The 23952-nt window shown below is 41.9% G+C and carries 23 protein-coding genes; 8 read left to right on the plus strand and 15 right to left on the minus strand.

Annotated elements, in window-relative coordinates:
• The first annotated feature begins 50 nt into the window (after window positions 1–50).
• Entirely contained in the window at window positions 51–2225 is a 2175-nt protein-coding gene (locus tag GZH31_RS00400) for a S9 family peptidase (protein WP_118843877.1), read from the plus strand.
• A gap of 32 nt (window positions 2226–2257) precedes the next feature.
• Here the strand turns inward: GZH31_RS00400 and GZH31_RS00405 are convergent, their stop codons facing one another.
• The 5 genes from GZH31_RS00405 to GZH31_RS00425 all read right to left on the minus strand — a co-directional run bounded on the left by GZH31_RS00405 (window position 2258) and on the right by GZH31_RS00425 (window position 6521).
• Entirely contained in the window at window positions 2258–3718 is a 1461-nt protein-coding gene (locus GZH31_RS00405) for an ATP-binding protein (protein WP_180311278.1), read from the minus strand.
• Complete coding sequence (locus GZH31_RS00410) at window positions 3718–4446, minus strand: response regulator transcription factor (protein ID WP_074989615.1); 729 nt, start codon at window positions 4444–4446, stop codon at window positions 3718–3720. Before GZH31_RS00410 ends, GZH31_RS00405 begins: the two co-directional genes overlap by 1 nt.
• Window positions 4447–4505: 59 nt before the next feature.
• On the minus strand, window positions 4506–5213 hold the full coding sequence (locus tag GZH31_RS00415) for a spondin domain-containing protein (RefSeq protein WP_075594396.1): 708 nt from the start codon (window positions 5211–5213) through the stop codon (window positions 4506–4508).
• 9 nt (window positions 5214–5222) lie between these two features.
• Window positions 5223–5924 (minus strand): spondin domain-containing protein, encoded by a 702-nt coding sequence (locus GZH31_RS00420; protein WP_075594395.1) that lies wholly within the window; start codon window positions 5922–5924, stop codon window positions 5223–5225.
• 81 nt (window positions 5925–6005) lie between these two features.
• Entirely contained in the window at window positions 6006–6521 is a 516-nt protein-coding gene (locus GZH31_RS00425) for a TlpA disulfide reductase family protein (RefSeq protein ID WP_075594415.1), read from the minus strand.
• Window positions 6522–6603: 82 nt separating this feature from the next.
• On the opposite strand from GZH31_RS00425, the gene GZH31_RS00430 reads away from it, so the two are divergent.
• Both GZH31_RS00430 and GZH31_RS00435 read left to right on the plus strand, forming a co-directional pair.
• On the plus strand, window positions 6604–6975 hold the full coding sequence (locus GZH31_RS00430; RefSeq protein WP_036974384.1) for a DUF4870 domain-containing protein: 372 nt from the start codon (window positions 6604–6606) through the stop codon (window positions 6973–6975).
• A 62-nt stretch (window positions 6976–7037) separates the two neighbouring features.
• Window positions 7038–7472, plus strand: a complete 435-nt coding sequence (locus GZH31_RS00435) for a YqaA family protein (protein ID WP_036974386.1) — start codon at window positions 7038–7040, stop codon at window positions 7470–7472.
• Here GZH31_RS00435 and folX read toward each other — a convergent pair.
• Genes folX through folM form a run of 3 tightly spaced genes read right to left on the minus strand, consistent with a single transcriptional unit; the run spans window position 7469 to window position 9123 of the window.
• On the minus strand, window positions 7469–7828 hold the full coding sequence (gene folX, locus GZH31_RS00440) for a dihydroneopterin triphosphate 2'-epimerase (RefSeq protein WP_036974387.1): 360 nt from the start codon (window positions 7826–7828) through the stop codon (window positions 7469–7471). The two genes, GZH31_RS00435 and folX, sit on opposite strands and share 4 nt — an antisense overlap.
• A gap of 2 nt (window positions 7829–7830) precedes the next feature.
• The gene (folE, locus tag GZH31_RS00445; RefSeq protein ID WP_036974389.1) at window positions 7831–8385 is read right to left on the minus strand and encodes a GTP cyclohydrolase I FolE; all 555 of its coding nucleotides are present in this window, start codon (window positions 8383–8385) and stop codon (window positions 7831–7833) included.
• 18 nt (window positions 8386–8403) lie between these two features.
• Window positions 8404–9123 (minus strand): dihydromonapterin reductase, encoded by a 720-nt coding sequence (folM, locus tag GZH31_RS00450; RefSeq protein WP_036974391.1) that lies wholly within the window; start codon window positions 9121–9123, stop codon window positions 8404–8406.
• 315 nt (window positions 9124–9438) lie between these two features.
• Between folM and GZH31_RS00455 the strand changes: the two genes are divergently transcribed.
• Complete coding sequence (locus GZH31_RS00455; RefSeq protein WP_230237323.1) at window positions 9439–10233, plus strand: sulfite exporter TauE/SafE family protein; 795 nt, start codon at window positions 9439–9441, stop codon at window positions 10231–10233.
• Here the strand turns inward: GZH31_RS00455 and nadE are convergent.
• The 3 genes from nadE to GZH31_RS00470 form a co-directional block, all read right to left on the minus strand.
• The gene (gene nadE / locus GZH31_RS00460; protein WP_180311279.1) at window positions 10230–11066 is read right to left on the minus strand and encodes an ammonia-dependent NAD(+) synthetase; all 837 of its coding nucleotides are present in this window, start codon (window positions 11064–11066) and stop codon (window positions 10230–10232) included. The two genes, GZH31_RS00455 and nadE, sit on opposite strands and share 4 nt — an antisense overlap.
• A gap of 69 nt (window positions 11067–11135) precedes the next feature.
• Complete coding sequence (locus GZH31_RS00465; RefSeq protein ID WP_180311280.1) at window positions 11136–11762, minus strand: YceH family protein; 627 nt, start codon at window positions 11760–11762, stop codon at window positions 11136–11138.
• Between the two features lie 4 nt (window positions 11763–11766).
• Window positions 11767–15141, minus strand: coding sequence for a response regulator (locus GZH31_RS00470; RefSeq protein ID WP_180311281.1), 3375 nt, complete (start codon window positions 15139–15141; stop codon window positions 11767–11769).
• Window positions 15142–15316: 175 nt separating this feature from the next.
• Between GZH31_RS00470 and GZH31_RS00475 the strand changes: the two genes are divergently transcribed.
• Window positions 15317–17599 carry a penicillin acylase family protein gene (locus GZH31_RS00475; protein ID WP_180311282.1) on the plus strand — a complete coding sequence of 761 codons (2283 nt, stop codon included), beginning with the start codon at window positions 15317–15319 and terminating at the stop codon, window positions 17597–17599.
• Here GZH31_RS00475 and GZH31_RS00480 read toward each other — a convergent pair.
• The gene (locus tag GZH31_RS00480) at window positions 17592–18692 is read right to left on the minus strand and encodes a diguanylate cyclase (RefSeq protein ID WP_230237321.1); all 1101 of its coding nucleotides are present in this window, start codon (window positions 18690–18692) and stop codon (window positions 17592–17594) included. The two genes, GZH31_RS00475 and GZH31_RS00480, sit on opposite strands and share 8 nt — an antisense overlap.
• Before the next feature lie 260 nt (window positions 18693–18952).
• On the opposite strand from GZH31_RS00480, the gene GZH31_RS00485 reads away from it, so the two are divergent.
• Window positions 18953–20485, plus strand: a complete 1533-nt coding sequence (locus GZH31_RS00485) for a carbon-nitrogen hydrolase family protein (RefSeq protein ID WP_036974402.1) — start codon at window positions 18953–18955, stop codon at window positions 20483–20485.
• Window positions 20485–20802, plus strand: coding sequence for a multidrug efflux SMR transporter (locus GZH31_RS00490; RefSeq protein WP_036974404.1), 318 nt, complete (start codon window positions 20485–20487; stop codon window positions 20800–20802). The genes GZH31_RS00485 and GZH31_RS00490 overlap by 1 nt, the downstream gene beginning before the upstream one ends.
• Window positions 20803–20824: 22 nt before the next feature.
• Here the strand turns inward: GZH31_RS00490 and GZH31_RS00495 are convergent, their stop codons facing one another.
• Window positions 20825–21700 carry a DMT family transporter gene (locus tag GZH31_RS00495; RefSeq protein WP_083633684.1) on the minus strand — a complete coding sequence of 292 codons (876 nt, stop codon included), beginning with the start codon at window positions 21698–21700 and terminating at the stop codon, window positions 20825–20827.
• A 174-nt stretch (window positions 21701–21874) separates the two neighbouring features.
• Between GZH31_RS00495 and GZH31_RS00500 the strand changes: the two genes are divergently transcribed.
• Complete coding sequence (locus GZH31_RS00500) at window positions 21875–22258, plus strand: MAPEG family protein (protein ID WP_065978879.1); 384 nt, start codon at window positions 21875–21877, stop codon at window positions 22256–22258.
• A gap of 60 nt (window positions 22259–22318) precedes the next feature.
• Here the strand turns inward: GZH31_RS00500 and GZH31_RS00505 are convergent, their stop codons facing one another.
• Together GZH31_RS00505 and GZH31_RS00510 are read right to left on the minus strand one after the other, a co-directional pair.
• Window positions 22319–23524, minus strand: coding sequence for a M56 family metallopeptidase (locus GZH31_RS00505; RefSeq protein ID WP_036974406.1), 1206 nt, complete (start codon window positions 23522–23524; stop codon window positions 22319–22321).
• A gap of 9 nt (window positions 23525–23533) precedes the next feature.
• The gene (locus GZH31_RS00510; protein ID WP_036974407.1) at window positions 23534–23908 is read right to left on the minus strand and encodes a BlaI/MecI/CopY family transcriptional regulator; all 375 of its coding nucleotides are present in this window, start codon (window positions 23906–23908) and stop codon (window positions 23534–23536) included.
• Window positions 23909–23952 lie beyond the last annotated feature (44 nt).

Genomic DNA, 23952 nt, shown 5'->3' on the forward strand with positions numbered 1-23952 from the left:
GTTTTTACTTATATTGGAGGATGAATAATAAAAAATACAACAGGAATCTCATGAACGTTGGTTACTCTCTCTGCTTTGCAGCACTCTCATTTGCCGTTTTAACGGCGTGTAATAAAGTCCCTGATACCGCACATAATATTGAGCAATCACGTATTACAGAAAATGCAGTTATAGCGGCACCTATTGCAAAAAAAATTCGCCATGAAATGAGTATTCATGGTGATACGCGTGTCGATAACTATTACTGGATGCGTGATGATGCGCGTAAAAATGAGGCGGTAATTGCCCACCTCACTGCTGAAAATACTTACGTAGATCGCACGATGGCGCATACAAAAGCGCTGCAAGATACACTTTTTAATGAGCTTAAAAGTCGTATAGAGAAAGACGATAACTCTGTGGCTACCAAAAAGGGAGACTATTATTACTCATCGCAGACGCGAGGTGATGATGAGTATCCAATTTATGTGCGAAGCAAATCCAGTGATGGTAACAACCAACAAGTCATATTGGATGTTAATGAGCTTGCTAAAGAGCATGACTACTTTGCTGTAACAGGCTTAGAGGTAAGCCCTAATGGGCATTTATTGGCATACGGTGAAGATACTTTAAGTCGGCGTATTTATACCATTAGAGTGAAAGACTTGGTCAGTGGTGAGCGACTGGCAGATACGATAGAAGGGAGTGAGGGAGATGTTGTTTGGGCAAATGACAACCGCACTTTTTACTACATTAAAAAAGATCCACAAACGTTATTAGGTTATCAGGTTTATCGCCATACATTAGGCACCCCACAAGCTGATGATGAACTGGTTTATGAAGAAAAAGATACTCGCTATTACACCAGCATAGGTAAGAGTAAAGACCATCAAAAAATCTATATTTATCATGAAAGTACTAGTGCTTCTGGTGTCTCTGTTATTGATGCAAATGACACAGGTACTTTGCCGAAGCGGTTCATTGAGCGTGAACCAGAACTTGAATATAGTATTAAAAAGCACGGGGATTGGTACTACATAGTCACCAATCTACATGCCGTTAATTTTCAATTAATGAAGGTACATCAATCACAAGCGCATGATAAAGGCCATTGGCAAACGGTGATTGCGGGTAGGGATAACGTTAAACTTGAAGATATCGAGTTATTTAAGAATCATTTGGTATACAAGGAACGTGAAATGGGGCAAACCCGTTTAACTATTCGTGACTTACGAAACCAAAATGAACAAGTGATTGTTTTTAATGATCCAACTTATATGGTTGATAGCTATGGAAATTTTGAGCTGGATAATCCTCGTTTACGTGTTTACTACTCAAGTATGACAACCCCAGATACCCATTACGATATCGACCTTATAAGCGGCGAAAAAACAGTGCTTAAGCAGCGCAACGTTTTGGGTGACTTTACGCCAAGTAACTATGCATCTGAGCGTATCTATGTAACAACCCGTGATGGTGTTGATGTACCGGTCAGCCTTGTTTATCGTAAAGATAAGTTTAAAAAAGATGGCAGTAACCCTCTTTTACAATACGGATATGGTTCGTATGGTGCGACGATGGATCCGCGTTTTTCGAGCTCGCGTTTGAGCTTACTCGACCGCGGTTTTGTGTTTGCGATTGCACATATTCGTGGCTCTCAAATGCTTGGTCGCCCTTGGTATGAAGATGGCAAATTACTTCATAAGAAAAATACGTTTAATGACTTTATTGATGTAACTAAATCTTTAGTTGCACAAAAGTATGGTGACAAAGAACGCATATTTGCCATGGGAGGCAGTGCCGGAGGGTTATTAATGGGGGCGGTCGTTAATCAAGCGCCAGAGCTTTATAGCGGGGTGATTGCTGCAGTGCCATTTGTTGATGTAGTCACCACGATGTTAGACACAAGTTTACCACTAACAACCAACGAATATGACGAGTGGGGTAATCCGAATGAAAAAGTATTTTACGATTATATGCTGTCATATTCACCGTATGATCAAGTAAAAAAACAAGCCTATCCTCATATGTTGGTCACTACAGGGTTACATGATTCGCAGGTGCAATATTTCGAACCTGCAAAGTGGGTTGCTAAACTGCGCGAATACAAAACAGATAACAATTTAGTACTGTTTAAAACAGATATGGAAGCCGGGCATGGAGGGGCGTCGGGACGCTTTAAAAGCTTACAAGACACCGCCTTGTACTATGCCTTTATGCTTGATTTAGCGGGTTATCAACAATAAGCAAAAAGGCATCAATGCGCTTTTATTGATGCCTATTTTGATAAGTTAAAGCGAAACTGGCTGCCTTTCCCTAAGGTACTCTTCACTTCGATATTACTGTCCATTAGGGTTAGTAAGTGCTTGCATATTGCTAACCCTAGCCCTGATGTTCCTCGTTTTATACTGTTTCGTGCTTGATAATGTGGCTCAAAGATCGCGTGTAACTCGTCTTCGTGTATGCCGATACCCGTGTCTGATACTGTGACGTAAAGTTGCTCACTTTGCTGTGACACGCTAATTGAGACAGTGCCCTTTTCCGGAGTATGGCGAATAGCATTTTCGATCAGGTTGGTTAATATACGTTCTAGTTTGGCAATATCCGTGGTCACGGTGAAATCGCAGATTTCAGGGATAACCTGGAGAGTTATGCCGGCTTTTTGTGCAGTTAATGCTAGCTTGGCCAGGCAATCATAAATAAGCTCTCCTAGATTAAAGGTTTCTGTGTTTATTTTTACTTGGCCACTTTCTAAGTGCGCTAGTTCGAAAATTTGTTCTATTAACAGTTTTAACTGCTGGCAGTTATCCATAGCAAGGCTTAAGTAGTGCTGTTTTTCGTGTTCATTCAAATGACTTTTGGGTTTTTTTATTACTTCAATAAATCCGTGCAATGAAGCAAGCGGTGTTCTTAAATCATGCGAAAGGTGAGTGAGTAACTCGCGGCGCTGTTTATCTGCCTGTTGTAACGATTTTAATTGATCATCAATGCGAGACAACATGCCATGAACTCCTTTGCTTAAGTTACCTATTTCATTGTTACCCGAATAGCGTGGGCTTTGTGTCATTTTTGTTAAGCTGTAATTTGCCGCTCTAATTTGGCAAATCTCGTTATTTAGCTGCGTGAGGGGTAAGGTAAAAAATCGAAAGAGAATAAGCATGATAATAAGTAACGTAATGACTGCAACTACAAACCCTATTGCACCAATCTTAAGAATGTCATTACTTTTAATATTATTAAGTAAAGTATCAAAGGTTTGACCACCAATAATCACGTACAAATAACCTTGCAATTGTTGTTGGTTATAAACCGGCGCGGCAGAGAATATTTTTTGGGTATTACTGCGAGGATCATCACCGTAAATCGGTGTTGTACTCGTTTTATTAATTAGTTCTTTGATAGGGACGAGATTTATTTTTTGTTTAATTACTTGCCCAGGTTTAGCCGAATAGGTCAGTAACTTACCGGTTGAATCAACAAAGTAGAATTCAAAAGCCGGGCCGAGGATCATCAAGGTATGAAATAAGTTCTCCAAAGCTTTATAGTCATAGACACCTTGTTTAATTAATGGATTGTCATTCACTAGGTGCTCAGCTAACTGTAAATGCAGGTTTTGTTGTGCATGATCTTGGGCGCTTTGCTCCAGCTGTTTACTCCAGTTGAATACCAGTGTACACAACAGGCTAAAAATAAATATGAACGACCATGCGAGCTTTTGATATAAGGTCATCGAGTGCATTAATTGGCACTCAACTGACGAGGGTTTAGTTTATAGCCAACACCCCAGACGGTTTCTATAAATGGTGTTTGATGGTATTGCTCAAATTTACTCCGCAGACGGTTGATATGTGAATTCACTGTATGCTCATAACCACTGTGTTGATAACCCCACACTTGGTCGAGTAATTGTTGTCGGCTAAATACGTGGTTCGGGTGCTTGGCAAAATACACCAGTAAATCAAACTCGGTGGCGGTTAAGTTAATTGCTTGGTTAGCTAAAAATGCTTGGTGGCTGGCAAATTCTATGTGCAGTTTGCCTAGTTGTATTATGGGTTGTTTCTCAGTTTGCTCGTTACTTGATTGTGCCATAAGAAGCTGTGCGCGATGGCGTAGTTGGGTTTTTATACGTGCCTGTAACTCTCTGGCGAAAAAAGGTTTGCAAATATAATCATCTGCTCCCATTTCTAACCCTATAACTCTATCCATATCGCTGCTAAGAGCGGTTAGTAAAATGACTGCGATAGTTGGGTAATGTTCCTTAACTTTTCGACATAAACTTAATCCATCCATCTGCGGCAAGTTTATATCTAGTAATACAAGCCCATAGTGATTGCTAGCAAGCTTTTTAATCGCTGATTCAGCACTGCATGCTTCATCAATGTGTAGGTTTAAGCTTTGTAACTGGGTGGCGATCAAGTGTCGTATAGTTCGGTCATCTTCAACAATTAATACTTTTTCTGTGCGCATAGTCATATCCAAATCGCTAAGGCACCTCCCTATGCCCTCAGCGTAAGTGGGTGCTATTATTATTGCGTCCGCGTTATGATTATCTGAGCAACAGGGTTATCAAATTTATGTTGGTTCGTTAGCACTGAACTTCGTAAACCATCATCTTGGCTAACAACACCAGGGTGCATTGCTACACTGTTGATATCATCTCGGCTTTCGTTAAAACCTTCTCCTGAGTCAGCAGGACCTGGGATCGTACCATGTGCTTCTGAGTTGGTCTCTGTACCAGCATCATAAGCATGACTATGGCGAGAAAGTGATTCATTAACAGCTAACGAAGACACGTCTATAGCATTAAGACCGGTAAAAGCGTCATTTGTATTCACCAACATTGTCGCTAAGCTAATCTTTAATGATTCAAGCTGCTCCGTGGTGAGTGTAAGAGTAAGTTGCTCTCCCGGAGGTAGTGGGCTTTCAGCACTCTGAGCGTGTGTTGCAAAATCAACGGTTAATAGTTGGCTGTTATCACCGCCCTCGGCCATTCTTTCTAATGCCTCTGAAGCAGAGTTTCCTATTTGCCATAGCATACCCTCTGTGTGAGCGATAAGGGCAACAGGAGAAAAAGGTTGTGCGGCGGTTAAATTGGTTATTGTCACAGTAAATTCGTAGCTTGTCGGAGTGACAACCACGGGAGGTTTTACTTCCACATCATTGTTATCTGAATCACTGCATGCTGCGAGGCTTACACCCAGCGCGAGTATAATTAAGCTTTTTGAAAAGCGCATAACGGCCTCCTACTTCACGGTTACAGTTAACATCGCAACAGGGTTAAGCCATCTGTGTACTGTATTATTAAGATCACTGATACCCGCTTCGAGGTCGTCATCACCTAAGTTACCTGGATGAATGTGTACCATGGTATTGTTTTCGTTACTTGTTACACCACTTGCTCCACTACCAGCATTCCCACCAGGTGCCGCAGGAATACCTAAAACACCTAACGCACCCGCACCCTCAACAACACGTTCATCATTGGCTTCTGTACCCGCATCATAAGCATTTAAATACACGGTGTAAGTTCCTGCTTGCGATGGAATCATCCAGCTATCTAAGCCGACAAAACCATCATTGGTGGGGAGTAACATTGCAGTTAGCGATAAATAATTGTTGCCATCGCTGGTGGTTAATGTGGCCATAGTGGAACTGGTAGGCGCTAATAAGCCTTCTGCAGGATTCGCAACCATGTCACTACTTGCAGCAGTCGCTTCATTAATTAAAGGCTCTAAATTTCCGCCTTCAGCCATTGTTTGTAATGCCGTTGAGGCAGGCATTGCTACGTTAAATAACTTATGTTCACTGTTGTGGGCTGCAATGAGCACTGGGGTAAAATGTAACCCTTGGGTGAGGTTGGTCAGTTTAATGTCCAGTTCAGCCGCTTGGCCTAAAAAACTAGTCAAAGCGCTGGCTGCTAACATTGATAAAGGTAAAGCTTTCATTGTTCTTTCCTGTTTTTGATGATTTAAAAACAGTATCAAAGCGCAATATCAAGAAAGCCTCACGAAGTTATCACTTTTTTATCACAGCAAATTAAGTAGCCGTTCAAGGGCGTATACATCTTCGCCATTTTCTTCTTGAATCAGTCGGTTATCTTCATCGAGTAGCAATAGGCGAGGAATCCCTTTGTTTGCATAGGCATTATAAATTGTGCGATTTTCATCACTGATAAGCGGATAGTTAAGATGGTAGTCACGTTTAAACTGTGCCAACGACGTGGAATTTTCTTCACGGCCAATCGCAATAATTTGCAGTTCAGAATTATTGACCCATGGACTTGCTTGTAATTGCTCAATAGTACGCTGAGAATCAGCGCACCAGGTGGCAAATAAAATAATTAGTTTTTTCTTATTCTTAAGTTGTACGATATAGTTTTCAATATCAGTAAATTGGCTATGTTTAAATGATCCGCCTGGTTTAATAAACGTGACGTAATCGTTTTGAGGTAACGCTGGGGTCGTAGCTTGCTTTGCTCCGTTTGAAGAACAAGCGGTTGCTAGAAAACTACAGAGTATCAGTGTTATGCGTGTTTTTTTCATTTGCATCGTGAGCGTTTAATTTTTAATCTGCCCTCATAATATAGGCAAATGAAAAACGAAAACAATACAACAAGGAGATAAAATGGAAGATAATCAAAAAGTTGAATTAGTGGAATGTAATAAAGAGCAACGCACTTGGGCGATGTTATGCCACTTAAGCTCGTTTGCAGGGCTGTTGATCCCCTTTGGTTCCGTGATTGGTCCGCTTATAGTGTGGCTTGCTAAAAAGGATGAAATGCCATTAGTCGCCGAGCATGGCCGTAAATCACTTAATTTTCAATTAACCATGATGATCGCCTACATCGTGAGTTTTTTACTTATCTTTGTAGTGATTGGCGTGATTTTACTGCCTGTGATTGCGGTGTTTGCTTTTATCATGGTGGTGGTCAGTGCAATTAAGGCCAATGATGGTAAAGACGTTAACTACCCGTTGAGTATTGAATTTATAAAATAATGGGATTGCAATATACTGTTAAAGCTCAGTAACCGTGCTGAGCTTGTCTTTTTTGGTGTGTAATGGCCTATTTATCACTTTTTTTTACTGCTTTTATTTCAGCCACCTTATTACCGAGTTCCTCAGAATTAGTCATGACAGCGATGGTAGCCAAAGGCAACTACGTTTTATGGTTACTGTGGCTTAGTGCCACCTTAGGCAATGTGTTAGGGAGCTGTGTAAACTATTGGTTAGGAACACAAGTTTTACGTTTTAAAAACCGTAAATGGTTTCCGGTGTCAGAAAAATCAATTAAAAAAGCAGAAACGCAATTTAACAAGTACGGCATATACAGTTTGTTGTTTGCATGGCTGCCTGTTGTGGGCGACCCTCTGACAGTGGTTGGGGGAATATTTAGAGTTAAATTTTCTGTGTTTTTGATATTAGTTGCCCTTGGCAAAGGCGCACGTTATTTAGCCGTGCTTGCCTTTGCGGTTGGGCTAGAAGGGTTGCTTTAGTCTTTTTGCCAGTCAAGTGTGAGTGACACAGAGTCAGCAAAGCGAAGAGCATGAGGTTTATCAACGCGCACTTTAGCGTAATGAACGCTCTGGTGCTCATGGCAAATTGCCAGTATCTCTGCAACGAGTTTTTCTAAGAGTAAAAAATGCCCTTGCTCCACAAGACTGATCACCTCTTTAGTGATGGTTTTATAGTTGAGCGCTTTATCAACGGCATCTGTTTCACATGCTTGGTCAGCCGGGTAGTGAATTTCTAAGTTGATCACCACATCCTGCTTTTTTTCCCGCTCGTCTGGGTTAAAACCAATAAAGGTTCTCAGTCTTAAATTCGTTACATTAATAATTGCATTGGCCATAATTACCCTCTAACTAGTTGTAAAAACTCGTTACGGGTTTTTGGATCAGCCCTAAAGTTGCCAAGCATCACTGAGGTGCGCATGCTTGAGTTTTGTTTTTCAACGCCACGCATCATCATGCACATGTGTTTCGCTTCAACAATCACCCCCACGCCTTTTGCTCCAGTGACTTCTTCAACTGCTTTCGCTATTTGATGAGTAAGTTGCTCTTGGATTTGAAAGCGACGTGCAAACATATCAACAATACGTGCAAACTTTGATAAACCAAGTACTTTACCATTTGGAATATAAGCAATGTGGCAACGACCAACAAAGGGTAGCAAGTGATGCTCACACATTGAGTAAAGTTCAATATCTTGAATTAATACCATGTCATCAGCATCTGAGGTAAACACCGCGTTGTTGGTAATTTCATCTAACGTTTGACGATAGCCTTTTGTTAAATATTCCATCGCCTTTGCGGCACGCTTAGGTGTATCTAGTAAGCCTTCGCGTTGAGGGTCTTCGCCTACAGCGCTAATAATGCCTTGGTAACTCTTTTTTAAATCATCGTGCATAGGTTTCTCAATAATTCGTTATTTTAAATGTCTGCCACCATCAACGGGCATCGAACGGCCTGTGATGTAATGACTGTTAAGTAGTAGCTCTACACTGTTAATAATTTCGGCGCAGCCGGGCTCAATACCCATCAACGATTTTTTCAATGTTTTGGCTTTGTATTCGTCGCTATCGTGTTCATTAAAAATGATGAGTGAAGGGGCGATAGCATTGACCTTGATTGCTGGGGCAAATTTTGCAGCAAATGATTTTGTTAAGTTATCAAGCGCGGCTTTACTCGCAGAATAAGCAAGGTGTTTAGGGCTGCCTTTTTCAACTACGTAATCAGTAAGATGAATAATATCGGCAGGGTGTCCTGTGTTTTTTTGATAATTAAGTAATAAGTCTGCCGAAGCGAGATTTATTAAATAGGGGGCTTTCGCGTGAATGCGCATCATGTTGTCGAACAGGGCAGCATAATCGTGATTATTTGCTTCGCAGTCCCAGCTTGAAGCGTTGTGAATAATTGCTTTAAGCTGGTTTGTGTGACTTTTTAATTGTTCAATAAAGTGCGCAATTGCTTCGTCGTTATTAAAATCTGCATGAATGCAGGTTGCCCCTTTTCCAGCAAGTGTATCAATCGCTTCATGACGTGTGCGATAAGTGACAATGATTGCTTGCCCTTGTGCTAAAAAGTGCTCTGCTAAAGCAAGTCCTATACGTTGACCTGCACCAGTAATTAAAATGGGCGATGACATAAATTAATATAAATCCTTAGACTTTTTAATGCGATAAGGTATGCATTAAGAGTACGTTACTGTAACAACTATAAACCAAATTACAGAACTATTTCATCTTTACTGCAATCATGTAAGCAAAACTTTTACGTATCTAATCTCTATATAGATCATTTGCTGAACTTCAAGAGTCAGGCATAATAATCGCACTCGAGATTCTTCTAGCTGCTTATGTTTGCTTTTTTAAGGTCATGGCATTGGTTACGGTTTATGCCATGGCTGTTCATTATCAGTGTGTACTGTTCCTTATTATTTTCTCAAGGAGCCACCGGGCTAATGGGTCACTTTATGGCGCAATTGAGTATTGCCGCCACGATGGCTCTCGGATCCTTTGTTGCCGGAGGTACGGCATTAGGGGGCGGGGCGGTGGCGTTTCCTGTGATGACCAAAGTATTAGCAATAGAGCCTGCAACAGCTAAAGTTTTCTCTCTAGCGATTCAAAGTTTTGGTATGACAGCCGCGGCTTTAACAATTATTTTTGGTCGTATTGCCTATTACAAGCACGTGGTGTTGATTGCTGCGCCTTTGGCAATTGTGGGCGCTATTTTTAGCTTACTGTTTATTGCAGATTACGTGCCTCGCTTAGTCGTGAAAGGGGTATTTAGTTCACTACTGTTGTGTTTTGCGCTCACATTAGCGTGGCGTATTTACCGACGAGCCCAGCATATTTGCAGTCAAACTGATATTACCGTGAATAAAGCGCGAGTGGCGCTGGTGGCTGTTATTGGTGGCATTGCATCGGGGTTAGTTGGTTCAGGGGCTGATATTGCCATATTTGCACTGCTCGTCATTGCATACAATGCGAATATTCAACGTGCGACAGCAACCACGGTGATTATAATGGCGTTGACTTCGGTGGTGGCCAGTTGTGTAAACTATTTCTTTCTTAACGTAGTTACTGCGCAGGTTGAAGCGTATTTATTAGCCGCGATCCCTGTGGTTGTGCTTGGTGCGCCATTGGGGGCGTATGTGTGTGCGCGGGTCAAAAGCGGGCAATTAATAGGCTTTTTATTGCTGTTAATTGCCCTTGAAGTGTCATTTACGGTTTATGAGCTGTTAAATGCAGTTTAAAGCGCGTCGTAAACAGTGGGGATAGCTTGGCGTTTGTGCTGTGTACGCAGGTAAATCGCCGTTAGTTTTTGCTCTACTTCACTGCTCACATCTTTCCCTTCTAAAAAGTCATCAATTTGCTCATACGTTAAGCCGAGCGCCTCTTCGTCGGTTAAACCTGGGCGGTCACATTCTAGGTCGGCTGTTGGTACTTTGTGTACGAGCAGTGCTGGGGCACCTAAGTGCTCGGCAAGCGCTCTAACTTGACGTTTCGACAGACCAAACAATGGCGCAAGGTCGCATGCACCATCACCAAATTTAGTGTAAAACCCTGTGATATTTTCAGCACTGTGATCTGTGCCTACAACGAGGCCTTGGCAAAAACCAGCAATTTCGTATTGCGCGACCATACGTTGGCGAGCTTTAACGTTACCTTTAATGAAATCGATTTTTGCTTGTTCAGGCAATTCACCCCCAGCGCCGATGACAGCCGCCATAGCTTGCTCATGCATGCCATCCACAGCGGCTTTAATATTAACGGTCATGCGCTTGCTGGGTTGAATAAAGTCAACGGCCATTTGCGCTTCGTCTTCATCGGCTTGAATACCGTACGGTAAGCGCACAGCAATAAATTGATACTCGTTGGTGTTATGCTCTTGGTTCAATTCATTCACGGCTAATTGACATAAACGGCCACAGGTTGAAGAGTCCACACCGCCACTAATACCTAATACTAGCGAGCGCGAGTGCGCAGCAAGCAGTCGGCTTTTAAGAAAGTTGACGCGTCGAGTGATCTCCGCTTTTACGTCAATCGTGGGTTGGACTTTCATTTCTGCCAGAATATCGGCACGCATGGTAGAGCTCCTATTTATGTTATTTTTGGCGTTGAATCTAGGGGTATTATGTTACGGGTCTGCTTTTTATTAAAGCCCTAAATGTGCTTTTATAGTGTCTATATGTCGCTTAAGTTCGTCGATCTCAGCCCGTAATTGCTCAACTTCATCGACACGATCGTGTTCAGGCTCTGCTGAATGCGTTATTTCATGTACACTTTGTGGATCAACAAATAGATGTTGATAACGGCTTTCGCGTTTACCGGGCTCACGCGCTAAGCGAGTAACATACTCTTGCTCAATTAGATAGTTTAAAGCGCTTTCGACCTCATTGACGCTTGCAAACTCAGCAAGGCGATTACTGCGCGTTCTTAATTCGCCCGGCGTCTGTGCGCCGCGTAGTAATAACAAGCAAATAATGGCGCGTTGCTGCTCGGTAAATTGCAAGCTGCCGAATTCAGTATTACAAAAACGGTGCGCGTACTTATTCACGCGACCCGACAGCCCCTCATCAACAGTGACAAGGCGTAATGCAATTAACTCATCAAGCGTGTCTTGCACATCGGCTTCAGTAAGAGAGAGCACAGGTTCCCGATTTGATTTTTGATTACAGGCATTGGTTAATGAATTTAAAGACAGTGGATAATGTTCGGGTGTTGTACTTTGTTTTTCGAGTAAACAGCCAATAACGCGTTGTTGATTAGGAGATAATTGCATTGTTTTACTCTCTTTCTTGGTGGGTGTCTAACCACACGGATAGTTTTTTATTAAGTGAATCAAAGTTTAGCGGCTTGGTTAAATAATCATTCATACCGGCGTTTAAACAGCGCTCTTTATCGCCTTGCATCGCATTAGCTGTAAGCGCAACAATACTAACTTCGCGATGTGCTGTGCCTGCATCGCCGTTACGAATTGCCCGTGTCGCTTGGTAACCGTCCATTTCAGGCATTTGACAATCCATTAAAATTAATTCGTAGGGCATATGTTCTCGGTTTGCTATTTTTGCAATTGCCTCAAGGCCATTTTCGGCAATGTCAAAGCTAATACCGGCTTGTTTTAGCAGCGCGCCTGCAACCATCTGATTTACTTTATTATCTTCAACTAACAATATTTGCGATGCCGAATTTACAGTGTACGTTGCTACTTTTTTTACTAAGGTTTCTTTATTGATTTGTTGCTGCTCGATATATTTATCGTTAGCAAGAGAGTTAAACAAATCAGAGGGCGTTAATGGCTTAAAGATAATACTCTCAACTTTCAGTGTTTGTCTTGTTTGTTTTTCTGTCAGACTCATCGGGGCCATTAAAATGCGTTTACAGCGGGTTGCATTAAAATGTGTTTTAAAGGCCTGTTTTTCGGCTGCACTTGCTTGCATATACAGTTGATAATCAACAAAAATGGCGTCGCAACGTTGACCATTTTGTTGTTTGGCGCGATTTAATAAACTGGCCATGTCGTTTATTTCTTCGACTTCTGCGCCCCATAATTGCAGCTGCTTTTTGGCAATATTACTGCTTAGAGTACAGCTGTCGGCAATTAATATCTGTTTTTTATCAATGATATGGCTAGGCTCGAGGGACTGTTTTTTATAATCTAATTTTACCTTAATGGAAAAGTTAAAGGTGCTGCCTTCGCCATAAGAACTAACCACATTGACATCACCCTGCATCAACTTACACAGCTGCTTTACAATAGCAAGACCCAAGCCCGTGCCACCGTATCGGCGCGTGGTTGAAGCATCGGCTTGGGTAAATGAATCAAATAATGTGGCTTGTTTTTCAGGTTTAATACCAACCCCAGAATCAACGACAGAGCAATCTAAATACATCGCATCGTCAATCTGTTTGACCGTCGCAATGACGATTATTTCGCCATCTTTTGTAAATTTAATCGCATTTCCGAGTAGGTTATTAATAATTTGTCGAATACGATTAGGATCGCTAACAATAAATTCATGAGTAATTTGGGTGGCATCAAGCACAAGCTTGGTATTGTTTTGCTCTGCTTTAATCGCAAATGACTCAACGGTGTCACCCAGTAGTTTTGATACATTAAAGCTAATATTTTCAATATCTAATTTGCCTGCTTCAATTTTCGAGAAATCTAAAATATCGTTGATAATATGCAATAACGACTCAGCAGATGATTGTGCTAATTGAATATGATGATTTTGTTGGCTATCTAACTTGGTTTGCTTGATGATATTAAGCATCCCAATTACGCCATTCATGGGCGTGCGTATCTCATGACTCATACTGGCTAAAAACTCACTTTTAGCTTTAACAGCCTGCTCTGCGGCTTCTTTCGCTTGCACCAGTTGTTGCTCGGTTTCTATACGACGTTGGCTGGCATGTAGGCTACCAATCAGAGCAGCCACGGCAATTAAAAAGCTTTCTTCGTTTTTACTCCATTGCTGGCGACTATGGCACTTTTCAGCACATACCACCCCCATAGTTTTACTGCCTGTAGGAATAATCACCGTAAGCAGAGAGCGAATATCAAACTTATCAAGGTAATCCGTGTATAAGTCTTTAGTAAAGGGATGTTGTTGAGCATCGCTGGCGTTAATAACGGCATTATTGTTAATGGCATCAAAATAGTTTTGCACCTCAATCTGCTGCAAACAGATGGGGTCACTAAATTGTGGGTTGCTCTGATCATGAATAGCAAAAGTGTTGAGTGACTGCCTATCGTCGCTAAACAACCAAATACTTGCACGGTCGACATTGAGCGCATGGCAAATTGCTTGCACAATTACATGCTTAGACAAGTTTAAGTTGCCAGTCAGGACTGCATCATTCACGGTTAAAGATGCTAAAATTTCGTTGTGTAGTGCTATTTTCTGGTTTTCAAGTTCGATTAGTTTGCGCGCATCTATATCTTGAATTGAGCCAAATAGCTTGATGCATCGACCATTCTTATGCTCAGCCTCACAGTGGACTAAAACCCAAACCGCATCACCTTTTGCATTAATAATTTGAATTTGTGTTTCAAAGCTCTTGCCATGTTTAAGCGCCTGCTCGTAAAGGTGGCGAATTTTGTCGCGGCTAAAGCCCGCTTTAAAACCGTTAAAATTGGTAGGCCATTCAGGTTGTTTATTTATCGGATAGTTAAATATTTGCTTGGTCATATCTGACCAATACATGTTTTTGGTTTCAAGATTAAAAGACCACGCGCCGATTTTGGCAAGACTGCTCATGGTTTCAAGCATTCGTTCGCTTTTGTATTGTCGTTCTAGCATTTTTAAGAAAAATAGCGATGCGCTAGCAAATAACGCACAAACCAAAATTATGGCTATCCTAAGTGGCCATATTGTTGAACTAGGAGGGCTCCAACCTGCTTTTGGCGCCGCATACATGCGCCATTCACCACCCGGAAATGTAATACTGAAACTGAGTGGCGTGTTCTCTAAAATATGCTTTTGACCATAAAAGAATTCACCGTGTTGGCCTTTGCCGTTTCGCCCTTGTAGTGCTATGTCGTAATGATTACCTAATGAGACCAAGCCAGAGTTGGTATAGATCTTATTAATATCGAGCACCACCGAGAGTAAGCCCCAAAATTTATGGTCAGGTGGCATAAAAACAGGCATTCGGGCGACTAATGCGTGGCCACCTTGCACCAATTCTAATGGGCCCGCCATGACAATGGTATTCTCGTCACGTGCTTTAATGGCATCATCGCGCTGTGCTGCATTCTCTAAAAAGTTAAGGCCAATCGACTTTTCGTTACCTTCTAGCGGGTAGCCCATACGAATAACCATATCGGGCGCGCCACCAATATTTCTAAGCTCTGAAGAGGTCTCAAATAGAGGGGCTGCAATTTGTGCAAAGCGTGTTTGATCAAGGTTGGGCTCGGCAGCAACCGCGACAGCAAGGCCACGAACAAGCTGGATATTTGAAATGAGGATTGATTCAAGTTCAGCACGGTAGGCGCTTAATTTAGCCAGTTCTTGAGAGCGAAAGGCGTCTTTTCCGCGGTTGTAATTAATGTGATCTAATACAAAACCAATCAATACAATTAGCGCGAGCGAAAACCAGAAAGCGAGCCTGAGTTTTCTTAGCTTTTTATTGTCGTTTTCAGTCGCTAGCGGCATAAGTCTTATTGCGTATTATACTATCTTCCTACTATAGACAATTTCTGTCGTAATTAACAATGGACAATTGAGCTGTCCACGTTAAATTTAATTATTTGTATCGTAACACTATTTTTTCACAAAGCACGGGTTACTATACCCATGTATTTGTTACTTTCGCGCAAGGAATTTGGGCATGTTTAAGATAATCAAATGGTTACTAATAAGCTTACTTATAGTGGGGCTACTCGCTACGGGGATCACTTATGGTGTGTTGAATTTAAGTTTACCTGCTTTAGATGGTCGGGGAACCAGCTCGGCAATTACCCACTCAGTAAAAATTGAGCGCGATAAGCTGGGGCAAGCCGTAATTCATGCTCAAAACCGTTTAGATGCCGCTTATGCACTTGGCTTTGCGCATGGGCAAGATCGCTTTTTTCAAATGGATTTATTGCGTCGAAACGCAGCAGGGGAACTGAGTGAGCTATTTGGAAAAGCAGCTCTAGGCCTTGATAAAAAAATGCGTTTTCATCAATTGCGACAACGCAGCCAAATTATGCTCGCACAATTACCGGATAAAGATCAGGCTTTATTAAAAGCTTATACAGCGGGAGTCAATGAAGGGCATGCACAAGTTGGTTTCGACAGTTTTGAGTATATTTTAACGGGCGCAGAGGCCAAGCCTTGGCAAAGTGAAGACAGTTTACTGATTATTTTTAGTATGTACTTAGATTTGCAAACGGCAACCTTTGAGCGTGATAAAACACTGATTGAAATTGAACAACGGTACGGTAATGCAATGGTTGAATTTATAACTCAACCGAGTCCCTATCAAGCCGCGCTAGATAACAGTAAATTAGCCCCATATTCAGGCAAGATTCCCGCATTAAATGAGCCGCTGTGGGCGATGACTCACATTGATGAAAACCAAGAAGTAGGCAGTAATAACTGGGCAGTAACAGGCGATTTAACCGCCACAGGGTCGGCCATGTTATCGGATGATATGCATTTGTCGTTTGCTGTGCCAATCATTTGGTATCGCGCGCAATTGAATTACCCATTAAAGGGAGAAATGCAGCAAATTACAGGGGTATCATTACCGGGAGCGCCCGCTATTGTTGTGGGCACTAATAATAAAATCGCTTGGGGGTTTACCAATGGGTACCTCGACACTGCTGACTGGATTGCACTGGATGGAAAAGAAAAAACATGGCAAATCGACGAACCCATACTCTTAAATGATGGCAGCACTGAGCATTATGCATTAACGATGAGTGAATATGGCCCTGTGACAGAGATTAACGGTAAGCCATACGCCTTAAGCTGGGTTGCCCATCATGATTATGCTGTAAACATGGCGCTTTTAAAGCTTGAGCAAGCGCGCAATGTCGATGACGCTTTATCGCTTGCAGAGTATGTTGGTATTCCGGTGCAAAACCTCATGGTGGTTGATGATAAGGGCAGTGCAGCATGGAAAAATATGGGGGCAATTCCAGCACGTAAAGTGCCTCATCAGCTTGCGGTATCGGAGCAAGATTACTCACCCAAATGGCATGATAATGAAACCGATCGCCCCTTTGTTAAAAACCCTGAGAGTGGTCGCCTTTGGACGGGTAATTCACGTGTTGTTTCTGCAGCAGACCATGCGCGTTTTGGTAATGGAGCGTATGCGATGGGGGCTCGTTCAGCGCAAATTCGCGATCGCTTATTTGAAAAACAACAGTTTAACGAACAAGACTTTTATGACTTACAACACGATAATGAAGCGCGCTTTTTAAAAGATTGGCATAATTTACTTGTTAATCAATTAACTGCTGCCGGTGATAAGTATGCTGTTTACTTAACAGCGCTTAACAACTGGCAAGCCTGTGCTTGTAGCGACTCAATAGGCTATACCTTAGTGAAACGTTATCGAGACGAAGTTATTAATAGCCTATTTAGTCCTCTTGAAAACACACTTAAGTTAGACGGCGGTAGCTTGAAATATGTAAAGCGTGATTTAGAGCCTGCGCTTCGGCAATTGATTGAGGAAAAACCGGCACACTGGTTAAATCCAAAGTACAGCGATTGGCAGCAGCAAATGTTGGCAGTATTCGATCACACCGTCGCTAAATTAACGAAGCAGTATGGCAATAATTTACATAGTTGGGAGTGGGGAAAAGTGAATCAATTGGTGATTGAACACCCATTCGCTAAGCAGATCCCAGTGCTTAAAAAGCTGTTGAATATGCCAACGGCTCCGGGGTTTGGCGATACTTTTATGCCCGCAGTACAAGGTCGAAGTTTTGGCGCATCACAGCGCTTTATCGTACAGCCAGGTTATCTAGAAAATGCGATTATGGCGATTCCTGGAGGTCAGTCAGGTCATCCTTTATCGGAGTTTTACCGTGCAGGGTTTAATGATTATGTGTCTAGCGAGTTGACGCCACTGTTGCCGCAAAATATCGTACACAGTATTACGATTAACGCGGTTAACTAACGGCGTCAACGTTATTAAATACGCTACTTTGTCCGGTCGCGATGGTGGTTTTATTTCGCCCTGAGTGCTTGCTTTTATACAATGCGGCATCTGCTTGTTGCAGCATGCACTCAAGCGACGCTAACGGTTGCCATTCAATAAGGCCAAAACTCATCGTGACGGTTAATTCAGGAAAGTCTTGATGCGGTTCAATGGCTGCAATTTGCTGGCGTAATGCTTCGACTTTGGCAAAGGCTTGTTGTTGATTGGTGTGCCCTAGTAGTAACAAAAACTCTTCTCCTCCCCAGCGTACCGCAATATCATTTTCAGTTAAAAAAGCACGAATAGCGGCAGAAATATTCAACAATATGGTGTCGCCTTTATCATGGCCGTAGCTGTCATTTATATTTTTAAAGTGATCAATATCAGCCATAACTAAGCAGAGGTTATCAGCGTTCTCAATGCTTTTTTTATGGGCTGCTAGGATGAGTTTTTTTGCAAAACGACGGTTATACAATTTTGTAAGTGGGTCACGAGAGGCCATTTCTGTCAGCTCTATTCGCTGTGATATCGTTATTTCTCTAATTAAGCCAATGCCATATACCATGGGTAATCCAGCGATAATGATGTTGATCACATTGATATGAGGAATGAGTTCAGGGTAGGAAAAGGTATAGGTTACTTCGGCAAAAAAGACGTATAACAAAGCAAAGGTGATGATCATTAAAAAGCTATAAATAGCAGCGCGTTTTAACGGCAATTGATAGTCGATCATTAAAATACAAGAAATTGTCCATAAATAAAATTGAAACCCTGCGCTGAGTCCCAGTGTTGCACATACCACCACTGCATGAATGAGCACTTCGAGGCAAAATACTCTCAGCGCTAATGAGGTTAATCCTTGGTTTATAAGAAAGATGCCACCGCCCCAAGCAAAAACACTTAATACGTTTACTATGGCAAGCGTATTGGCTCCAATGTGGGCAAAGGCTGGTATTAATAAGGCATGAACTGCTAACGCAAAATAAGCAATTCTAGAAATGATGAGAAACTTTACATGTTCAATTTCTTCTAATCCAGTCTGCGTAGGTTGTTTAAGTAGATGTTTTATCAAACCAACCTCATAGATACAGACAGGGAGAATGTAAGTATAGATGATAATTTCAGCAGTGATCAGCTATTCTAGGTTATTCACATAGATAACAGTAAAAAAGTTCACAATTTGGGCGCAGGATTAAACACGTGTTCACCTGATATTTGCTAAGCTTAGGGTTTAGCATAACAAGCAAAAGATGCAGACTAGAATCAATTAGTTGAGAGAATAGTATGCACATTGCCGCTTGGTTTGTCCTCTCGTGCCTAAAAGGAGTATGTATGCCGGCAGAAAAAACGCATTTAGCGATCTGTAATTTAACGAAAGAGCAGTATCCACAAATAAAAACTTTAATGGATCAAGCCTATCCTGGGCTGGGGGGCGCGTGGCCAAGCCATACGATTTTCAGACTGATTGATCAATTTCCTGAAGGTCAAATCGGGATTGTGGATGATGGCGTTTTAGTAGGCATAGCACTGAGTGTGCAAGTTGATTATGCGCGTTTTTCTAACCCCCATACTTATGAAGATATTGTTGATGGTCATGACCGTGTCTTTAGTGATCCAGAAGGCGATGCGTTATACGGATTAGATGTGGTTATTTCATCGACCCACCGAGGTATGCGACTCGGTCGTCGTTTATATGACGCACGTAAAGAGCTTTGTCGTCAGTATAACTTACGCGCTATTTTAGCGGGCGGGCGAATTCCACGTTATTACAATCACAGCAGTGATATGTCGCCAATGGAATACATTGAGAAAGTTGATCACAAAGAATTATATGATCCGATTCTCAGTTTCCAGCTTTCGAATGATTTTCAGGTAAAGCGACTGCTAAAAAAATACCTACCTGAAGACCAAGAGTCAGTGGGCTACGCTACGTTGTTAGAGTGGAATAACATTATGTTTGAACCCACTGATACTGTGCTTGAATCAACTAAATCTATAGTGCGTGTAGGGGCTGTACAATGGCAAATGCGCTGTGTTGACTCGGTAGAAGAACTGCTAAAACAAGTTGAATATTTTGTGGATACAGTGTCTGACTATAAAAGCGACTTTATTTTATTTCCAGAGTTCTTTAATGCGCCAATAATGGGCTTAACTGAGCAAAGCAATCAAACAGAAGCGATCCGTTACTTAGCTGAGTACACCGAAACTTTTCGCGATGCGATGTCACGTATGGCTGTTGAATACAATGCCAATATTATTACCGGTTCAATGCCACTGGCAGAGGGCGATAAGATTTATAATGTCAGCTACTTGTGTCATCGAAGCGGTAAAATTGATGAGCAGCGTAAAATACATATTACGCCTCATGAACAAAACGACTGGGTTATTCAAGGCGGCGATAAAATTGCGGTATTCGAAACCGACGCGGGGCGTGTGGGGATCCAAATTTGTTATGACGTTGAATTTCCAGAGTTGTCGCGTATTTTAGCAAAACAAGGCCTAGATATTTTGTTTGTGCCTTTTTGGACAGACACTAAAAACAGTTATTTACGTGTGCGCCATTGTGCACAAGCGCGTGCTATTGAAAATGAGTGCTACGTGGTTATTGCTGGCTCTGTTGGTAATTTACCTGAAGTTGAAAGCCTTGATGTACAGTATTCACAATCGGCAGTATTAACGCCGTCAGATTTTTCATTTCCACACGATGCGACATTAAACGAAGCAACCCCAAATACCGAAATGCTGTTATTCAGTGATTTAGACATGGATAAGTTGAAGATTCTTCACAGCGAAGGAACCGTGCGTAACTTAAAAGACCGTCGTGAAGACTTGTACGATGTGATACTGAAAAAGAGAGACGACTAATGGCATGGCTATACTTAATTGTGGCGGGGTTATTAGAAATAGGCTGGCCTGTTGGGCTTAAAATGTCGCAAGATCAAGAAAGCCGCTGGTTAGGTATTTCGATTGCCGTGGCGTTTATGGTCGCCAGCGGGTTCATGTTATGGCTTGCACAAAAACAAATACCCATGGGGACATCTTATGCAGTATGGACAGGCATTGGTGCTGCAGGTACTTTTTTAGTGGGTATTTTGTTTTACGGCGATGCAGCCACATTTGGTCGCATCGCGGGTGTATTACTGATTATAAGTGGTGTGATCACGCTTAAAATCAGTCATTAAAAAAGCGGCTATTGCCGCTCTTTTAAGGAAGCATAACGAGTATAGCCGCGAGCGCAATTAACACGAGCCCTGCCGTGTCTTGGCGTTTTAGCGGCTGTTTAAGCCACAGTATTGATACCATTATGGTAAAGAACACCTCAATTTGCCCTAGCGTTTTCACATACGCAACATGCTGTAAACTCATGGCACTAAACCACCCTATAGACCCCAAACAACTACACACACTGACGGCAGTTGTCGTGCCTTTGTGTTGCCACATTTTTGCAAAGGTGTCGCGTTCTTTTAGCGCGATATAAAAACACAACATAACAGTTTGCAGACTAATAATAAGTACTAAAACCCATGCTGCAGAATGCGGAAAACTCAGTCCTGAGTTAAGACTTGCTTCGCGGATCCAAGATGATGAAAGCGCAAATGAAGTACCACAAGCCAATCCCAATAACGCGGTACCTAAGTTGAAGTGTTTGACATTGGCAATCCCACTGAGCAGTAAGACGGCAATGGCACCAATAAATACACCAAACCAACCTAATAAAGACAGCGCAGAACCAAAGAATAGCACTCCTAAAATGGCGGCCATTAAAGCTTCACTTTTAGCAAGCCCTGCTCCAACAGCAAAGTTGTTCATTTTAAACAGTTTAACCATTAAGCCGGTTGCGACAATTTGTACAACACTTGCACCAACAATATAACCAATAAAAGCAGGGTTGAAGTCGGGGAGTGCGGTTGCTTGATAACGATAAAGGCTCAATAAATACAGCGCTGCAATAGGACTTGCAACAATAAAACGTGCCAAAGTGACCCCTGCTACACTGACATGTGCGCTGAGTTTACTTTGTAATGCATTTCGCCACGACTGCATAAAGGCGGCAAAAATGGTTAAGAAAATCCAAGTCATATTGAAAATAAATTAATGGGGAGAGGCTGTTAGAGTAACAAAGCCGTGTTATAAGCGCATTAGCTTATCGATCAACTTGAGAAAAAATCAGCTGTGTTAGACGGTGTCGTTAAAGGTAGCGGCTTTTTTCTGTTTACGTTAGGGTAGGTGTATACAACAGAATAGGGAAGCGTTATGACAACATTAATACTGTGTGCACTCATTGCTGTATTATTGCCTTATTTAGCGAAAGCGCCCGTCGCATTTGCACAAAATAAGCTTGCGGGATACGACAATAAACACCCAAGAGAGCAGCAGAGCAAACTAACAGGATTTGGCGCTCGCGCGTTGGCTGCACACCAAAACAGTTTTGAATCTTTGATTGTTTTTGGTGTTGCTTTAGCGGTCGTTATGAGTACTAACAATGTGTATCACGTTACCGAAACATTGGCTGTTATGCATGTTGTTTCACGTGTTATGTACTGCATTTTTTACTATATAAACCAAGATATTCTGCGTTCATTGGTTTGGCTCGTTGGTTATGTTTGTGCCGTGGCGATGATTGCAGTCTGTTTATAAAAACCACAAAGCAAGCGGTTTAAAAAAGGCGCTTGCTTTAGGGTCTTTGGTGCTCGTTAATTACTTAGAGCTCACTTTAATTTTCTCAATTAAATCCTTCGCTTTAACGTTTTCATCCAAAGCAAAGTCGAGCTGCACGAGGACATTTTTATAGCCTGATTCAGTTGGCGCGTATTGCCATTTTTTTAGTGCGCGCTTAGCCTCTCGGTTAAATACATCCTCAGGCTCAGCACTCACAACACTGATATTGCTGGTGGCCCCGCTGGGTGAAATGTCGTATTTCAATACAACTGAGCCGCTTATTCCTTGCTCTACTGCCTGCACTGGATAGATAGGCTCTACACGCATCACAGCTTGGTAGTCTTTTTCTTTCTCTGCATTCACAGGCTGTTTTGCAATTGCAAAGCTACTAAGCATACCGGCCGCAAAAATAACAAGTGCTGTTTTTGCAATAAACGAGCTATTATCGAGTTGTTTAATTTGGTTGAGTCTTTGTAACATGGTGTTTTTATCTCCGTATTGTGAGTAAGCCATGAGTCCCACGGTGCTAAAGCTTGCACAATGCACTAATGCCTTGCTGTATAGAATTCGTTGTTCCGTTGATTTATCTTTTAGTACGTGTTCATCGCATGAAAGCTCTTGCAATCGACGCAGGCTGGCATAGCCCAACCAGGCGAGTGGGTTAAACCAAATTAACAAGGTGCCCATGAGCGCCAACGCGTTAATTAAATTATCTTTACGATGAATGTGGACACACTCATGCTCCAAAATAAGGGCTAAAGCATGCTGGTCGTAATTAATGTTGTAATTAGATGGCAGGACTAATTTGGTTTTTATCAGCCCAATGACTAAGGGTGAACTGACTTTTTCACTTTGATAAAAACGTAATCCTTTATAGTTGTCATTAGGGGTCGCTATTGGCTTTAATTTTAAGCGAGTGAGAAACTGATAATGAAAGTACACGGCACAGAGCATAAGTGTAATTGTTATTAGGCTATAAATAGCGAACCAGCTCAGTGATAGCTGTGGCGTCACTGGATTAGATGGGGTAATGGTAAACTGACTAATGAACTGATTGTGTATTGGTTTTAAATGATCAGGCAAATTTGCCAACATTAAACACGCAGGGAGTAATGCCCATAACGCATAAACAAGGCGAGCAGATACGTGGCTGAGGAGCTTTCGCTCAAGAAGGATAAGAAATAAAATAGCGCAAGAGATAAAGAGTTGCTGCTCTAATAGCCAATTAAAAAACGTTTCGAACATGACATCACCTTACTTTTGCTGCTTTTCCCAATCATTAATGACTTTTTTAAGCTCATCAATGTCGTTTTGAGAAAGTTGTTCAGACTTTGCAAAGCCGCTAACCAGCGGGGCTATACGGCCATTAAAGAAACGTTCAACAAAGCTTTGGCTTTCTTTTAGTGTGTACTCTTCACGCGCAATGCAAGGCGTGTAGTTATACAGTCGCCCTTGTTTTTCAAAGCTGAGTGCGCCTTTTTTAACTAAGCGGCTGAGTAAGGTTTTTATGGTTTTTTCGTGCCACTCTTTATCGTCACTTAAACGCTCAATAACTTGGCTGGCTGTCGCAGGATAATCGAGCCACACGGCATCTAATACTTCGAATTCTGCTTTTGAAAGTTCAATCATTTTATTGCCTACATATGTAATCTTTAATTAAAGATTACACCTGT

It is taken from the genome of Pseudoalteromonas sp. JSTW, assembly GCF_013423925.1.
Classification (GTDB): Bacteria; Pseudomonadota; Gammaproteobacteria; order Enterobacterales; family Alteromonadaceae; genus Pseudoalteromonas; species Pseudoalteromonas lipolytica.

What these genes read in the sequence shown, in the direction of transcription:
- GZH31_RS00400 (WP_118843877.1), top strand. Translation starts at nt 51, where the DNA reads ATGAACGTTGGTTACTCTCTCTGCTTTGCAGCACTCTCATTTGCCGTT.
- GZH31_RS00405 (WP_180311278.1), bottom strand. Translation starts at nt 3,718, where the DNA reads ATGCACTCGATGACCTTATATCAAAAGCTCGCATGGTCGTTCATATTT.
- GZH31_RS00410 (WP_074989615.1), bottom strand. Translation starts at nt 4,446, where the DNA reads ATGCGCACAGAAAAAGTATTAATTGTTGAAGATGACCGAACTATACGA.
- GZH31_RS00415 (WP_075594396.1), bottom strand. Translation starts at nt 5,213, where the DNA reads ATGCGCTTTTCAAAAAGCTTAATTATACTCGCGCTGGGTGTAAGCCTC.
- GZH31_RS00420 (WP_075594395.1), bottom strand. Translation starts at nt 5,924, where the DNA reads ATGAAAGCTTTACCTTTATCAATGTTAGCAGCCAGCGCTTTGACTAGT.
- GZH31_RS00425 (WP_075594415.1), bottom strand. Translation starts at nt 6,521, where the DNA reads ATGAAAAAAACACGCATAACACTGATACTCTGTAGTTTTCTAGCAACC.
- GZH31_RS00430 (WP_036974384.1), top strand. Translation starts at nt 6,604, where the DNA reads ATGGAAGATAATCAAAAAGTTGAATTAGTGGAATGTAATAAAGAGCAA.
- GZH31_RS00435 (WP_036974386.1), top strand. Translation starts at nt 7,038, where the DNA reads ATGGCCTATTTATCACTTTTTTTTACTGCTTTTATTTCAGCCACCTTA.
- folX (WP_036974387.1), bottom strand. Translation starts at nt 7,828, where the DNA reads ATGGCCAATGCAATTATTAATGTAACGAATTTAAGACTGAGAACCTTT.
- folE (WP_036974389.1), bottom strand. Translation starts at nt 8,385, where the DNA reads ATGCACGATGATTTAAAAAAGAGTTACCAAGGCATTATTAGCGCTGTA.
- folM (WP_036974391.1), bottom strand. Translation starts at nt 9,123, where the DNA reads ATGTCATCGCCCATTTTAATTACTGGTGCAGGTCAACGTATAGGACTT.
- GZH31_RS00455 (WP_230237323.1), top strand. Translation starts at nt 9,439, where the DNA reads ATGGGTCACTTTATGGCGCAATTGAGTATTGCCGCCACGATGGCTCTC.
- nadE (WP_180311279.1), bottom strand. Translation starts at nt 11,066, where the DNA reads ATGCGTGCCGATATTCTGGCAGAAATGAAAGTCCAACCCACGATTGAC.
- GZH31_RS00465 (WP_180311280.1), bottom strand. Translation starts at nt 11,762, where the DNA reads ATGCAATTATCTCCTAATCAACAACGCGTTATTGGCTGTTTACTCGAA.
- GZH31_RS00470 (WP_180311281.1), bottom strand. Translation starts at nt 15,141, where the DNA reads ATGCCGCTAGCGACTGAAAACGACAATAAAAAGCTAAGAAAACTCAGG.
- GZH31_RS00475 (WP_180311282.1), top strand. Translation starts at nt 15,317, where the DNA reads ATGTTTAAGATAATCAAATGGTTACTAATAAGCTTACTTATAGTGGGG.
- GZH31_RS00485 (WP_036974402.1), top strand. Translation starts at nt 18,953, where the DNA reads ATGCCGGCAGAAAAAACGCATTTAGCGATCTGTAATTTAACGAAAGAG.
- GZH31_RS00490 (WP_036974404.1), top strand. Translation starts at nt 20,485, where the DNA reads ATGGCATGGCTATACTTAATTGTGGCGGGGTTATTAGAAATAGGCTGG.
- GZH31_RS00495 (WP_083633684.1), bottom strand. Translation starts at nt 21,700, where the DNA reads ATGACTTGGATTTTCTTAACCATTTTTGCCGCCTTTATGCAGTCGTGG.
- GZH31_RS00500 (WP_065978879.1), top strand. Translation starts at nt 21,875, where the DNA reads ATGACAACATTAATACTGTGTGCACTCATTGCTGTATTATTGCCTTAT.
- GZH31_RS00505 (WP_036974406.1), bottom strand. Translation starts at nt 23,524, where the DNA reads ATGTTCGAAACGTTTTTTAATTGGCTATTAGAGCAGCAACTCTTTATC.
- GZH31_RS00510 (WP_036974407.1), bottom strand. Translation starts at nt 23,908, where the DNA reads ATGATTGAACTTTCAAAAGCAGAATTCGAAGTATTAGATGCCGTGTGG.